The organism is Marinobacterium sp. xm-d-579 (genome assembly GCF_013282935.1).
GTDB lineage: Bacteria > Pseudomonadota > Gammaproteobacteria > Pseudomonadales > Balneatricaceae > Marinobacterium_E.
On sequence record NZ_WBYP01000001.1, the window covers coordinates 253,709 to 267,107 of the forward strand.

Consider the following 13,399-nt stretch of genomic DNA (forward strand, 5'->3'; position numbering starts at 1 on the left):
CTTAAATTAAATCTGAGCCCCAGGATGGCATGATCGATTGATCATAACCGAGCTGACTCAACACCCTTGCGACCACAAAATCGATCATATCTTCGACCGTGGTGGGTTTATGATAGAAACCTGGTGACGCCGGCAGTATGACCGCTCCCATGCGGGTCAACTTCAACATATTCTCAAGATGTATCTCAGAATAGGGAGCCTCTCGCGGCACCAAAATAAGTGATCGACGCTCTTTTAGGGCAACATCCGCAGCACGCTCAATCAGATTATTACTGGCCCCAGTCGCAATGGCTGACAGTGTTCCTGTTGAACAGGGACAGACCACCATCTGACTGGGAGCGCCTGAGCCTGAAGCGACAGGAGCAAACCACTGCTCTTTACCAAAGACTTTAATCTGCTCCGCTTTAGCACCCGTGAAATCAGTAAAAAACTGCTGCTGAGCATCAGGAGTCCCTGGCAAGCTGTGCTCCGTTTCAGCCGCGACAACAACTTGAGCCGCTTTGGAGACCATCACAAAGAGTTGAACGTTCTGCTGAACCAAGCAGTGCATCAAACGCAGTGCGTACTGAACCCCCGAAGCTCCGGTAATGGCTAGGGTTACTCTTGAGTCAAAATCTGCCACGGTTCACCTCAATGTGTCGTCGAAATAAGGAGTTGTTTAATTCGCTCGTGAATGCCTTCGAATCCACCGTTCGACATCACTACGATATGACTGTTGTGTTGTAGCTCTGATTCGAGAGACTCAAGCAGAAGATCAATGCTATTAAATACAGCCTGCCCGTCAAAGCCAGCAATCTGATTCTCTAAAGACCACCCCTGAGAATCCGGTTGATACCAAAAAACAGTATCAGCTTGCGCGGCGGATTCAGCTAACTGGCTCTTAAATACGCCTTGTTTCATGGTATTAGACCTTGGCTCGATGATGGCAATCAACTTCTCATCGTGCACTTTCGCTCTCATACCTTGCAAGGTCGTCGCAATAGCCGTCGGATGGTGAGCAAAATCATCATACAGAGAGACCCCTGAGAACTGACCTAACAGCTCCATGCGGCGCTTCACGCTTTTGAATTGGCTTAATGCCTCCGCACTCACTTCGGGGGTAATGCCAACGTGTCTTGCTGCCAACAGAGCATGCAGTGCATTGCGTTGATTGTGCTCACCGGTCAATTCCCAATCAACCCAGACAGGGGCCGTCTCTTTGACGCAAATTTGAAAACGCTGACCACCAGACTCTTGCTCACCGATTGCAGCACCAGAGTGACCAGGATTCATTGAAGTTGACTCTAACTCACTCCAACACCCCTGCTCTATCACCTGCTCGACTGCCGGAATATCCGAGGGGTAGATCACTCGCCCAGTAGCAGGCACCAAACGCATGAGGTGATGAAACTGCCTCTGAATCGCTGCAAGATCATCAAAGATATCTGCATGATCAAACTCTAAGTTATTAATCACCAGTGTTCTTGGGTTGTAGTGGACAAATTTAGATCGCTTATCAAAAAAAGCGGTATCGTACTCATCTGCCTCGATAACAAAAAAGTCGGTCTCTCCCAAACGAGCTGAGCAGTCAAAATCGAGCGGAACGCCACCAATCAAAAAACCAGGCTTCAACCCAGCGTACTCCAGAATCCATGCCAACATGGTCGCTGTGGTGGTTTTACCGTGAGTACCTGAAACAGCCAATACCCAACGATCCTTGAGCAAGTGATCATGTAACCACTGTGGTCCCGATGTGTGGTGAATCCCTCTCTCAAGCACCGCCTCAACACAAGGATTGCCGCGCGACATCGCGTTACCGACTATCACTAGATCGGGATTGGAGTCCAATTGAGTGGGATCGTAGCCTTGAATAATCTCAATGCCTAAGGTTTCAAGTTGCGTACTCATTGGCGGATAGACGTTCTGATCCGAACCGCTGACACGATAACCTAGCTCTTTGGCCAAAATCGCTAAAGAGCCCATAAAGGTGCCACAAATACCAAGAAAATGAAGATGCAAACCGGTGGTATCCCACAAAAAATTATAAAGATGGGCTTTAATTAACCGAAAAACCCATTTCGCACATGCAATAGCGTACCAACTTGCCTATAATTTTCATCATATTTCACACGACTAAGAGATTCTCTAATGCAGTTACTGAGCTCCTTCCTAAAGCACAACAAAACCGATGCAGACCTTGTAGAGGTGATCGAAGTCTTAATGATCGCCTGTAAAGAGGTTGCATTGCAGCTTCGCGAAGGCGCTCTGGCCGGCGTTTTGGGCACCAGCACTCTGACTAACGTACAGGGCGAGACCCAAAAGAAACTCGATATCGTTTCTAACGACATCATTAAAAAAGTCCTTCTGGATAATCGACTTGTTCGTGGCGTTGCCTCAGAAGAGGAAGAGGAGCCAGTTTGGGGATCTCGTGATGGTCGCTACCTTGTGACTTTTGACCCGCTGGATGGCTCATCAAACATCGACATCAACGTCTCGGTTGGCACGATCTTCTCAATCATCGAAGCCCCAAAACCTTGGGCTAAACAGGACACCAATGAGTTCCTCCAGCCAGGACGTAAGCAAGTGGCGGCAGGATACGTGCTTTATGGGCCTTCTGCAGTATTAGCCCTAACCACTGGTAGCGGCGTTAACATGTTCACGCTGGCTCATACCGGTGACTTTATCCTGACAGAGGAGTCGGTCAAAATTCCTGAAGAGACCAGCGAATTTTCGATCAACATGTCGAATAAGCGTCACTGGGAACCTCAGATGCAAGAGTACATCGACGATCTACTGCTTGGCGAAGAGGGTCCTCGCGAGAAGAACTACAACATGCGCTGGGTGGCCTCTATGGTGGCCGAAGTGCATCGCCTACTGACCCGTGGGGGCATCTTCACCTACCCATGGGACTCACGCGATCCGGGCAAACCGGGAAAACTACGCCTGATGTACGAAGGCAACCCAATGAGTTTCCTTATCGAGCAGGCTGGTGGCGTCGCTTCGACCTGTTACGAAGAGATTATGGATCTTAGCCCAGAGCACATTCACCAACGTGTATCCGTCGCGCTAGGTTCAAAACAGGAGGTAGAGATGTTGAAAGCCTACCACCGTAAGAAAAGTGAAAAATAGCGCTTAGTAGCATTTAGTTATATTACCAAGGTGCCTATAATGCGCCGCAGAAATTAATGAAACGTTCATAGGGAAACAACATGAGCTTTGAAAAAGTACCAGCGGGTAAAGACCTGCCAAACGACATCTACGTTATCATCGAGATCCCAGCTGAGAGCTCGCCTGTAAAATACGAGATCGATAAAGACTCTGACTCTATCTTTGTTGACCGCTTCATGGCTGCGCCAATGTTCTACCCAGCGAACTACGGCTACGTAAACAACACACTAGCTGACGATGGTGACCCTCTAGATGTACTTGTACTGACTCCACATCCAGTCATGACAGGTTCTGTTATTCGCTGTCGTCCAGTCGGCATTCTAAACATGACCGACGAAGCGGGTGAAGATGCGAAACTGGTTGCTGTTCCTCACGAGAAACTAAGCCAGGCTTACAACGACATCCATGACGTTGATGACCTGTCGCCACTTTTGAAAGATCAAATCTCTCACTTCTTCGAGAACTACAAGAAGCTTGAAAAAGGCAAGTGGGTTAAAGTTGAAGGTTGGTCTGACGCTGCTGCAGCTCGCGACGCGATCATCAAATCAGCTGAAGCTTACGAAGCAGCTAAGTAATTAGATAATTAAAAAGCCCGATCCGCTCTGCGGGTCGGGCTTTTTTGTATGTAACAGGTTAAACTTGTCGATTCAGTCAAGTTTAACCGCTCTGGAGCTAACATGAGCCGCCCCGATATTAACGAAATCAAGCAAGTTTACATTGAATCAGACTTGCTCTTTTCAAACTCTGAAGTCAACCAAGCGATCGACAAGATTGCTGATGAGATCACCGGCGAATATGCTGATCGCGATCCTGTCATCTTCACGATAATGAACGGCGGTCTTGTTATCTGCGGTCAGCTACTGACTCGCTTAGAGTTCCCTCTCGAAGCGGGCTACCTACATGCGACTCGCTACCGCAACACGACCTCTGGCCACGAACTAGAGTGGAAGGTTCCACCGATGATCGATTATCAGGGACGCGATGTGTTAGTGGTCGACGACATCCTAGATGAGGGACACACACTTCACGAAGTGATGAATCACCTCAAAGAGGGTGGAGCTAAAAGCGTGGCATCGGTCGTACTGATCGACAAAATACACGATCGCAAAGCCGTGCCTGGGATGAAAGCAGACTTCATCGGTCTAACCATACCGGATCGCTACATTTTTGGCTTTGGACTTGATTACAAAGGCTACTGGCGCAACGCACCCGGTATCTTTGCAGTCAAAGGTCTTTAGTAACCTACTGATTGATCTCATCAAACAGTAGGTTAAATGCCTCAGTCAATTTATGTTTGGCTGCCATGTGAACCAGTGGTTTAGCCAGCATATGACTCTCTTTCATTTTCACTGACGCAGGTAGCTTGGCGTTTAGCACCGGCAGATCTTGCTCCACGAGCGATTCAATGATCTGCCTAGGCAGCGACGCTCGTGGCTGAAACTGATTCACCACAATCCCTTCCAACACCAACTGCTCATTATGATCTTCACGCGTTTCGTTGATGTTATGCAGTAGGCTGTAAAGAGCTTGGCGTGCAAACTCATCACAATCAAAGGGGATCAAACAACGCTCAGCGGCGCAAAGTGCGGAGAGCGAAAAGAAGTTAAACGCTGGCGGCGTATCAATGTAGATCGCATCGTAATGGTCATCCAGAGCGTCACACAGATCTCTAAGCTTATAGATCTTATGTTTCGACTCTAACTTCGACTGCAAATCACCTAAATTCGGGTTACAGGGAATAATATCGAGATGATCGAATGGGGTCGCAAAACAGTAATCTTGTTCGGCCACTTTGTTCAGCTGAAAGCTCAATACCGACTCAAAGAAACTCTGTACATCGAGCTCTGGCGCATCGGAGTCATCACCCAACAGGTAGTGTGTTGAGTTACATTGCGGATCCAAATCGATCACTAGCGTTTTAAGTCCGCGAGCTGCACTGATAGCCGCCAAATTGACCGCGATACTCGACTTACCAACGCCACCTTTCTGGTTGAAAATAACTCGACGCATAAATTACCCCTGGGAGAGAAGATCTCTCAAATCAATAATGGCTGCATTAGCACGGGAAATGTACGAAGCCATCACCAAAGAGTGGTTGGCTAAAAATCCAAATTCGGTGCCGTTAAGAATAATGGGACTCCAGATGGTGCCCTGTGTGGCCTCTAGTTCACGAACAATCTGCTTCAACGAGGTGACCGCACTCTTCTTCTCAAGACTCTGTGCAAAATCCAACTCGATAGCACGTAAAATATGAATCAGAGCCCAGGCAGTTCCACGCGCTTCATAGAAGACGTCATCAATCTCACTCCAAGGCGTTTGTATCTCTAACTCTGAGGGCTGAGCCGTTGCTTGGGCGCCCCCCTGACTGCCGGCGAGATCGGTATTAATACGGCGCTGCCCAACGCTGGCACTTAAGCGCTGTGAAATACTACCCAGGCGAGTTGAAACGTCGCCCAACCAATCTTGAAGGTTATCGGCACGAGCATAGAACTGCGCCTGTGATTCATCCTGACTAGAGAGTTTGCCTTGATAGGCTCTTAATGAAACCAACGCATCTCGATACTCACTTTCACTTGAGGGTATCAACCAAGAGTTATTATCAAAGTGTAATTTGGGTTCCGCAGAGGCTAGATCCTTCTGTTCAGTCGACTGCGACTGAGAACGACTGAAGGTTTTGCGCATTGCTCGACTCAGGTCACGAATCTGCACAAGCACACCAAATTCCCAATTAGGCAGGTTATCCATAAGAACACCCGGCGGAAAACGATCATTGGAGAGGTAGCCACCTGGCTTGTTAAGAAGCGACTCTGTCAGTTCGATCAGTGTAGCGGTTGTGTAACTGCCGACCACCACCGTTTCATTTCGCTCGGCAGCGCTAGCTTCAGTCAACTGCTTCACATCAAATTGAGCTGGAGTCCAGCTCCAGAGAAAGCCCAATACAACCACCACCAGTGAGTAGGCTGCCAGAGGCGCCAGCAACAGATAAAAGCGCTTCACTCCGAGCCCTTCCCGAAGACGATCAAGGAGATCCAACAGAGTTCTAAATAGACCTTTCATACACTACCTTTTGCGTAAATAAGCATCACAAAAATACAAATGCTGCACTGCACTATGACCTGTACAGCCCCTTGGGTCAATCCATCGATAAGTTGCTTTAAACAACCTCGTTTTAATATCAAAAGCCATTTTGCACAAATAATAGACAATTAACGTGTAGATAGCGTTAAATTTGCCGAAATTCACACCATTTTCGCAACTTTCAGCTGGACAACCCCCTTTAGTCTCATGCAAACTTAACCTTATAGGGCTCTGTTAATAGATATCTGCCTATTCGATGCAATTAACAGCCATATCCCAACAATTTATTACTTAACTGCGCTACAGGAGCACATCATGGATATTCGTAAAGTTAAAAAACTGATCGAACTTCTCGAAGAGTCAAACATCAACGAAATCGAGATCAAAGAGGGCGAAGAGTCTGTTCGTATTAGCCGTGGTGGTTCTATCGTTGCGGCTCCAGTAGCAGCACCTGCACCTGTCGTTGCTGCAGCACCTGCTTCCGCTGCTGCTCCAGTAGCTGCACCTGCTGCAGCAGAAGCTGCACCAGCTGCGCCAGCGGGTCATACAGTTAACTCACCAATGGTGGGTACTTTCTACCGTTCACCAGCGCCTAGTGCTCCAGCATTCATCGAAGTGGGCAAAACGGTTAAAGCGGGTGACGTCATCTGTATCGTTGAAGCGATGAAGATGATGAACCAGATCGAAGCAGACAAGAGTGGCGTGATTGAAGCCATCCTTGTTGAAGATGGTCAGCCGGTTGAATTTGATCAACCACTCGTTGTCATTGCCTAAACTCTAATCAACAGAGGAATATTCCATCATGTTGGATAAAGTTCTGATCGCAAACCGTGGCGAAATTGCGCTACGTATCATGCGAGCTTGTAAAGAGTTAGGCATTAAAACCGTCGCTGTTCATTCACAGGCTGATCGTGATTTGATGCACGTCCGTCTTGCTGATGAAGCGGTCTGTATCGGCCCAGCTCAATCTGCTCAAAGTTACCTAAACATCCCTTCCCTAATTGCAGCGGCAGAAGTCACTGATTCAGTGGCTATCCACCCTGGCTATGGCTTCCTCGCTGAAAACGCAGGCTTTGCTGAGCAGGTAGAGCAGTCAGGTTTTACATTTATCGGCCCTAAAGCTGAAACCATACGATTAATGGGTGACAAGGTGTCAGCCATTGAAGCGATGAAGAAAGCGGGTGTTCCAACCGTACCTGGTTCAGACGGACCACTGCCAGAGAACGACAACGATACGCTTTATAAAATTGCAAAACGTATTGGCTACCCTGTGATCATCAAAGCCGCTGCCGGTGGTGGTGGTCGTGGTATGCGTGTTGTTCATACTGAAGCTCACCTAGTCAACGCCGTGCAAGTGACCAAGTCTGAAGCAAAGGCGGCCTTTGGTGATGATACCGTCTACATGGAGAAGTTCCTTGAGAACCCACGCCACGTAGAGATCCAAGTATTAGCCGACGGGCAAGGGAGTGCGATTCACCTTTACGATCGCGACTGTTCATTACAGCGCCGCCATCAGAAGGTAGTTGAGGAGGCACCAGCACCTCACCTAGACCCTGAATCACGCGCAAAAGTACTGCAGTCATGTGTCGATGCTTGTATTGAGATCGGCTATCGCGGTGCAGGCACCTTTGAATTTCTGTACGAAGATGGTGGTTTCTACTTCATCGAAATGAACACTCGTGTTCAGGTTGAACACCCTGTGACAGAGATGGTTACTGGTGTCGACATTGTCAAAGAGCAGCTGCGTATCGCTTCTGGCGAAAAACTATCGATCAAACAGGAAGATGTCGTGTTACGTGGCCACTCTTTCGAATGTCGTATCAACGCAGAAGATCCAAAAACCTTTATGCCTTCACCGGGTAAAGTTAATGGTTTCCATGCGCCAGGTGGTAACGGCATCCGTGTTGATTCGCACCTCTATGCGGGCTACACAGTACCACCTCACTACGACTCATTGATCGCTAAATTGATCTCTTATGGTGAAGATCGTGAAGTGGCAATGCAGCGCATGCGCAATGCTCTGGATGAGATGGTCATTGATGGTATTCGTACCAACATTCCACTTCACCATGAAATCATGCGTGATACCCATTTCGAAGTGGGTGGTGTTAACATTCACTACTTAGAAAAGAAATTAGGCCTGTAAGTTAACTTACGTCCTAATCAAAGCCCGCACTGTTGCGGGCTTTGTTGTCTTTAAATTACGAGCTAAAAAGAATGCCTTGGCTACAGATAAAAGTTGTTACAAATCCTGATATTGCAGAGTTTTACGAAGATCTACTTCTTGAAGCGGGCTGTGCTGCCGTGACCTTTGAGGACGCAAAAGATCAACCTATTTTCGAACCTGAATTAGGGACCACTCCGCTCTGGGGCACAACCGTAATCACCGGTCTGTTTGCAGCAGAGCATGATTTAGAGTCGACACTTACCTTTCTAAACGAGCAAAAACTCTCCGTTAAGGGTGGCGATACAATACAGTTCAAGGCAGAAATTCTTGAGGACAAAGATTGGGAACGAGAGTGGATGACTCACTATCACCCGATGCAGTTCGGTAGCCATTTTTGGGTCTGCCCAAGCTGGATTGAAGTACCTGATGCGAATGCAGTCAATCTGATGCTCGATCCTGGACTAGCCTTTGGCACAGGTACCCACCCAACCACTGCACTCTGTCTAGAGTGGCTCGCCAGTGAGCCACTACAGAACAGATCGGTTATCGATTATGGCTGCGGTAGTGGTATTTTGGGCATTGCCGCCATTCTTTTGGGTGCAAGCGCAGTGTCAGGCGTCGATATTGATCCGCAAGCGTTAACCGCCACTCAAGACAATCTTGTCAGAAACGGTCTAGATAAAGAACGTTTACCGGTATTCTTCCCAGAGAGCTTTGAATCAGAACCGGTCGATTTAGTCATTGCCAACATACTCGCCGGACCACTGAAAGAGCTTGCTCCCACCCTGGCCGAATTGGTTAAATCAGGTGGTCAGTTAATTCTATCGGGGCTTCTGATAGAACAAGCGGATGAATTGATTGGCACCTACTCCGAGTGGTTTGATATGGAACCCCCATCAACCAAAGATGAGTGGGTTCGTTTAACGGGTCGCAAACGATAAGGTTGAGAAGGGATAGATGTTTGTAACAGAGTGTCCAGAGTGCCAAGCCAAGTTCAGAGTGACTGATGGTCAACTGCGCCTGGCTAATGGTCGCGTTCGCTGCGGCAACTGCCTCTCTATTTTTGATGCCGAAAATGGGCGTGCTGATCGAACACCCGCTACAGCAACTGAACAGCCTCAACAGACATCCACCGGAGCACAATTCGCTCAGCTAGATGCTGAGCCAATCGTACTTGAGCGATTTAATTCTCAACCAGAGTCGCCTTTCAAAACGGCATCAATGATTCTAATTCTTCTTTTATGCACAGTACTCGGCGCCTTACAGTACCTCTGGTTTGAACGAGCTAGGCTAAATGCACACCCCAGCTTACGACCCTTCTACATTATTGCGTGCAGTCAGATAAATTGTGATTTAAGTGCTAAAGAGGGGCTGGCTCTACTGGCGATTGAACAGACCCTAGTGAGGGAACACCCTCGTTACTCCAATGCACTTGAAGTGACACTGAGAATCAACAACCAATCTACCCTCTACCAGCCCTATCCGGCGGTTGAACTCTCTCTAAAAGATCTACAAGGCAAATTGATCAGCCGCCGCACATTTGATCCAAATGAGTATTTAGAACTTGGCATCAACGCTGAGCGCTTAAGCCCAAAACTCCCCATTCAAATTCAACTGACCATAACCAAACCGGATGAAGCGATCGCCTCTTTTGAAGCGAACCTTTCTGAAGCCCGTTTCAACCAACGCTAGGGAACCTACGAATAAGTCCATGACATCTCAGGCTTACAGTCAAATTTGTCATCCAGGCGTGTTTTTGAAGGCCTAGCGGGCTAAGTCGAGAAAACAGAACGCAGAGGATGGATTTGACTGTAAGCCCCGTAGGGCGCGACCTGAAACATCCATCTACAGCGTTGGATCGCTGACTAAAGGCGATGGCCATTAGTTGCACAATCCGCCTTGTATCTGAATGTTTCAGATCACGCTGAGAAATTATGGACTTGTTCGCAGGTTCCCTAGTTAGCCTGTCAACCCCAAAATTGATCATTTTTTATTCAAAAACGTCTTGGACCCTCGGTCCGTGAAGAGTATTATATGCGCCCTTCATAACCAACGACGGACATTCCAATTCATTGGAGTTACACCCTCGTTGTGGCAGGTTTTTGATGTTACAGATTGGTCCATACAGCCTTGACACTCAAGTTGCTCTAGCCCCAATGGCTGGTGTGACTGATCGCCCGTTTCGACAACTCTGTCGCGAACTGGGTGCAGGCCTTGTTGTGTCAGAGATGGTGACGTCAGATCCAAATCTTTGGCACACACGCAAGTCCTCATTTCGCCTAAACCATCAAGGCGAAGCGGAGCCTCGCTCCGTACAGATTGCGGGTGGCGATCCAGAGATGATGGCATTAGCTGCTCAGTTAAATGCAGAGCGTGGCGCACAAATCATCGACATCAATATGGGCTGCCCGGCTAAAAAAGTCTGTAATAAAGCAGCTGGCTCAGCACTGCTGAAAGATGAACCTCTGGTCGAATCTATATTGGAAGCCGTGGTCAATGCAGTCGATATACCAGTGACCCTAAAAATTCGGACTGGTTGGTCTCCAGACAATCGCAACGCACTCACCATCGCCAAAATGGCTGAACAAGCTGGTATAGCCGCGCTGACCGTTCATGGAAGAACCCGGTCAGATAAGTACCTTGGTGACGCTGAGTACGAGACCATTAAATCCGTTAAAGAGAACATCAGCATCCCTGTCATTGCTAATGGCGATATCACCACCCCAGAAAAAGCGCGTTTTGTTTTGGATTACACCGGTGCTGATGCAGTCATGATCGGTCGTGCAGCGCAAGGCACCCCGTGGATTTTGCGAGAGATTGATCATTATCTGCGTCATGGTGAAAAAATAGCGCCACCCACTCTTTCAGAAATACACTCTATTTTTAATCGCCACCTGAAAGCTCTGCACGAGTTTTATGGAGAGTTAATGGGCGTTCGTATCGCCCGAAAACACCTTAATTGGTATCTGCAATCAGTTAGCGATGTGACTGGCTTTAGAAAAGAATTTAATCAGTTGGAAACAGCTGAAGAGCAGCTTAACGCCCTCGATCAATATTTTGATCGTGCCCAAGCTGCTTAATATTTAGGTAACCGTAGTAGTGAGTAGTAACGATACAATGCAACATCTCGATATCTCTGAAATAACAACAGAAACCCAGACACCAACACTGCGTGAGAGTGTTCAATCTTCACTTGAGACCTACTTCAAGACGTTAGATGGACAGCCCGCCAGTGATGTTTATCAAATGGTGTTGACTGAAGTAGAAGCACCGCTGTTTGAAGCTGTTATGCGCTACACCAAAGATAACCAAACCCGTGCTTCAGAGCTTCTTGGCCTGAACCGCGGCACGCTTCGCAAAAAGTTGAAGCAGTATGATCTTCTTTAAATCTCTGAAAAATGGAAAGCCTCATGTCTAACGACTCATACACTCCTATTCGTCGCGCTCTGATCAGCGTGTCAGACAAAACTGGCATCGTAGATTTTGCCCGTGAACTGACTTCTCAAGGCGTTGAAATCCTATCAACTGGCGGCACTTACAAACTGCTTTGTGATGAAGGCATCGCAGCCGTTGAAGTCTCAGACTACACGGGTTTTCCAGAGATGATGGCAGGCCGCGTTAAAACCCTTCACCCTAAAGTGCACGGCGGGATCTTGGGTCGTCGCGGTACTGATGATGCGGTGATGACTGAGCATGGCATCAATCCAATCGACATGGTGGTTGTCAACCTATACCCCTTTGCAGAGACCGTCGCACGTCCAGATTGTGATCTTCCGATGGCCATTGAAAACATCGATATCGGTGGCCCAACCATGGTTCGATCTGCTGCCAAAAACCATAAAGATGTCGCAATTGTCGTTAACGCTTCTGACTACGATTCAATCATCGCTGACCTTAAAGCCAACAAGGGTCTTAACTACAACACCCGTTTTGACCTTGCTGTTAAAGCGTTTGAACACACTGCTGCTTACGACGGCATGATTGCAAACTATCTTGGTGCTCGAGTGGGTGTGGAAGAGCCAGAGACCTTCCCACGCACTTTCAATACTCAGTTCGTCAAAGTTCAAGACATGCGCTACGGTGAAAACCCACACCAACGTGCAGCCTTCTACGTTGAAGAGAACGCAACTGAAGCCAGCGTTTCAACCGCTCGTCAACTTCAGGGTAAAGAGCTCTCGTTTAACAACGTAGCCGATACTGATGCGGCACTTGAGTGCGTTAAGCCTTTCAAAGAGCCTGCCTGTGTCATCGTTAAACATGCTAACCCTTGTGGTGTCGCCATTGGCGGCAACATTCTGGAAGCATACAACCGCGCTTTCCAGACAGATCCTACCTCAGCATTTGGTGGCATCATCGCATTCAACCGCGAACTTGATGCAGAAACAGCAAAAGCGATCGTTGATCGTCAATTTGTCGAGGTGATCATTGCTCCAAAAGTGAGCGCTCAGGCATCCGAAATCGTTGCCGCTAAACCCAATGTTCGTCTACTTGAGTGTGGTGAATTTGCGGCACAGCCTGGTGCAGCTTTCGATTACAAACGTGTCAACGGTGGCCTACTGGTGCAAGATTGTGATCTAGGCATGGTGAACGCATCTGAGCTGCAAATTGTCACTAAGCGTCAACCATCTGAACAGGAGATCCGCGATCTACTGTTCTGCTGGGAAGTGGCTAAATTCGTTAAATCGAATGCCATTGTCTACGCTCGTGATGGCCAGACTATCGGTATCGGTGCAGGCCAAATGAGTCGTGTCTACTCTGCGAAAATTGCGGGTATCAAAGCGGCGGATGAAGGCCTACAAGTTGCTGGTTCGGTGATGGCATCTGATGCTTTCTTCCCATTCCGTGATGGCATTGACTCTGCAGCAGAAGCGGGTATCAAAGCGGTTATCCAGCCAGGTGGATCGATGCGCGATCAGGAAGTGATCGCTGCAGCCGATGAGCACGGCATGGCGATGGTATTCACAGGCATGCGCCACTTCCGCCACTAAGCGTTAGAAGGATTGATTG

At 48.1% G+C, this 13,399-nt stretch carries 14 protein-coding genes; 10 read left to right on the forward strand and 4 right to left on the reverse strand.

Annotated elements, in window-relative coordinates:
* Position 1: 1 nt before the first annotated feature.
* Both XMD579_RS01345 and mpl read right to left on the reverse strand, forming a co-directional pair.
* Positions 2-622, reverse strand: a complete 621-nt coding sequence (locus XMD579_RS01345) for a flavin prenyltransferase UbiX (protein ID WP_173480492.1) — start codon at positions 620-622, stop codon at positions 2-4.
* Positions 623-630: 8 nt separating this feature from the next.
* On the reverse strand, positions 631-1,998 hold the full coding sequence (mpl, locus tag XMD579_RS01350) for a UDP-N-acetylmuramate:L-alanyl-gamma-D-glutamyl-meso-diaminopimelate ligase (RefSeq protein ID WP_173480491.1): 1,368 nt from the start codon (positions 1,996-1,998) through the stop codon (positions 631-633).
* Between the two features lie 129 nt (positions 1,999-2,127).
* Here mpl and XMD579_RS01355 point away from each other — a divergent pair, with 129 nt between their 5' ends.
* The 3 genes from XMD579_RS01355 to XMD579_RS01365 all read left to right on the forward strand — a co-directional run bounded on the left by XMD579_RS01355 (position 2,128) and on the right by XMD579_RS01365 (position 4,385).
* Positions 2,128-3,108 (forward strand): class 1 fructose-bisphosphatase, encoded by a 981-nt coding sequence (locus tag XMD579_RS01355; protein WP_173480490.1) that lies wholly within the window; start codon positions 2,128-2,130, stop codon positions 3,106-3,108.
* Between the two features lie 80 nt (positions 3,109-3,188).
* Positions 3,189-3,722, forward strand: coding sequence for an inorganic diphosphatase (gene ppa / locus XMD579_RS01360; RefSeq protein WP_173480489.1), 534 nt, complete (start codon positions 3,189-3,191; stop codon positions 3,720-3,722).
* 102 nt (positions 3,723-3,824) lie between these two features.
* Positions 3,825-4,385 carry a hypoxanthine-guanine phosphoribosyltransferase gene (locus XMD579_RS01365; protein WP_173498195.1) on the forward strand — a complete coding sequence of 187 codons (561 nt, stop codon included), beginning with the start codon at positions 3,825-3,827 and terminating at the stop codon, positions 4,383-4,385.
* Positions 4,386-4,389: 4 nt separating this feature from the next.
* Here the strand turns inward: XMD579_RS01365 and XMD579_RS01370 are convergent, their stop codons facing one another.
* Both XMD579_RS01370 and XMD579_RS01375 read right to left on the reverse strand, forming a co-directional pair.
* Entirely contained in the window at positions 4,390-5,157 is a 768-nt protein-coding gene (locus tag XMD579_RS01370; protein ID WP_173480487.1) for a ParA family protein, read from the reverse strand.
* A gap of 3 nt (positions 5,158-5,160) precedes the next feature.
* A complete protein-coding gene (locus XMD579_RS01375; protein ID WP_173505682.1) occupies positions 5,161-6,204 on the reverse strand; it encodes a DUF2333 family protein in 1,044 nt (347 codons plus the stop codon).
* 336 nt (positions 6,205-6,540) lie between these two features.
* Here XMD579_RS01375 and accB point away from each other — a divergent pair, with 336 nt between their 5' ends.
* The 7 genes from accB to purH all read left to right on the forward strand — a co-directional run bounded on the left by accB (position 6,541) and on the right by purH (position 13,380).
* The gene (gene accB / locus XMD579_RS01380) at positions 6,541-6,999 is read left to right on the forward strand and encodes an acetyl-CoA carboxylase biotin carboxyl carrier protein (RefSeq protein ID WP_173494696.1); all 459 of its coding nucleotides are present in this window, start codon (positions 6,541-6,543) and stop codon (positions 6,997-6,999) included.
* A gap of 28 nt (positions 7,000-7,027) precedes the next feature.
* Positions 7,028-8,371 (forward strand): acetyl-CoA carboxylase biotin carboxylase subunit, encoded by a 1,344-nt coding sequence (accC, locus tag XMD579_RS01385; RefSeq protein ID WP_173505683.1) that lies wholly within the window; start codon positions 7,028-7,030, stop codon positions 8,369-8,371.
* A 71-nt stretch (positions 8,372-8,442) separates the two neighbouring features.
* Complete coding sequence (gene prmA, locus XMD579_RS01390) at positions 8,443-9,333, forward strand: 50S ribosomal protein L11 methyltransferase (RefSeq protein WP_173498198.1); 891 nt, start codon at positions 8,443-8,445, stop codon at positions 9,331-9,333.
* Between the two features lie 16 nt (positions 9,334-9,349).
* Complete coding sequence (locus XMD579_RS01395; RefSeq protein WP_173480756.1) at positions 9,350-10,084, forward strand: DUF3426 domain-containing protein; 735 nt, start codon at positions 9,350-9,352, stop codon at positions 10,082-10,084.
* 413 nt (positions 10,085-10,497) lie between these two features.
* Positions 10,498-11,472, forward strand: a complete 975-nt coding sequence (gene dusB, locus XMD579_RS01400) for a tRNA dihydrouridine synthase DusB (RefSeq protein ID WP_173480482.1) — start codon at positions 10,498-10,500, stop codon at positions 11,470-11,472.
* A gap of 37 nt (positions 11,473-11,509) precedes the next feature.
* A complete protein-coding gene (gene fis / locus XMD579_RS01405; RefSeq protein ID WP_173480755.1) occupies positions 11,510-11,779 on the forward strand; it encodes a DNA-binding transcriptional regulator Fis in 270 nt (89 codons plus the stop codon).
* 23 nt (positions 11,780-11,802) lie between these two features.
* Positions 11,803-13,380, forward strand: a complete 1,578-nt coding sequence (purH, locus tag XMD579_RS01410; protein WP_173505684.1) for a bifunctional phosphoribosylaminoimidazolecarboxamide formyltransferase/IMP cyclohydrolase — start codon at positions 11,803-11,805, stop codon at positions 13,378-13,380.
* Positions 13,381-13,399: the final 19 nt, after the last annotated feature.

Excerpts from the sequence above, each read along its gene's own strand:
- XMD579_RS01355 (WP_173480490.1), top strand. The coding sequence starts at position 2,128 with ATGCAGTTACTGAGCTCCTTCCTAAAGCACAACAAAACCGATGCAGAC.
- ppa (WP_173480489.1), top strand. The coding sequence starts at position 3,189 with ATGAGCTTTGAAAAAGTACCAGCGGGTAAAGACCTGCCAAACGACATC.
- XMD579_RS01365 (WP_173498195.1), top strand. The coding sequence starts at position 3,825 with ATGAGCCGCCCCGATATTAACGAAATCAAGCAAGTTTACATTGAATCA.
- XMD579_RS01370 (WP_173480487.1), bottom strand. The coding sequence starts at position 5,157 with ATGCGTCGAGTTATTTTCAACCAGAAAGGTGGCGTTGGTAAGTCGAGT.
- XMD579_RS01375 (WP_173505682.1), bottom strand. The coding sequence starts at position 6,204 with ATGAAAGGTCTATTTAGAACTCTGTTGGATCTCCTTGATCGTCTTCGG.
- accB (WP_173494696.1), top strand. The coding sequence starts at position 6,541 with ATGGATATTCGTAAAGTTAAAAAACTGATCGAACTTCTCGAAGAGTCA.
- accC (WP_173505683.1), top strand. The coding sequence starts at position 7,028 with ATGTTGGATAAAGTTCTGATCGCAAACCGTGGCGAAATTGCGCTACGT.
- prmA (WP_173498198.1), top strand. The coding sequence starts at position 8,443 with ATGCCTTGGCTACAGATAAAAGTTGTTACAAATCCTGATATTGCAGAG.
- XMD579_RS01395 (WP_173480756.1), top strand. The coding sequence starts at position 9,350 with ATGTTTGTAACAGAGTGTCCAGAGTGCCAAGCCAAGTTCAGAGTGACT.
- dusB (WP_173480482.1), top strand. The coding sequence starts at position 10,498 with ATGTTACAGATTGGTCCATACAGCCTTGACACTCAAGTTGCTCTAGCC.
- fis (WP_173480755.1), top strand. The coding sequence starts at position 11,510 with ATGCAACATCTCGATATCTCTGAAATAACAACAGAAACCCAGACACCA.
- purH (WP_173505684.1), top strand. The coding sequence starts at position 11,803 with ATGTCTAACGACTCATACACTCCTATTCGTCGCGCTCTGATCAGCGTG.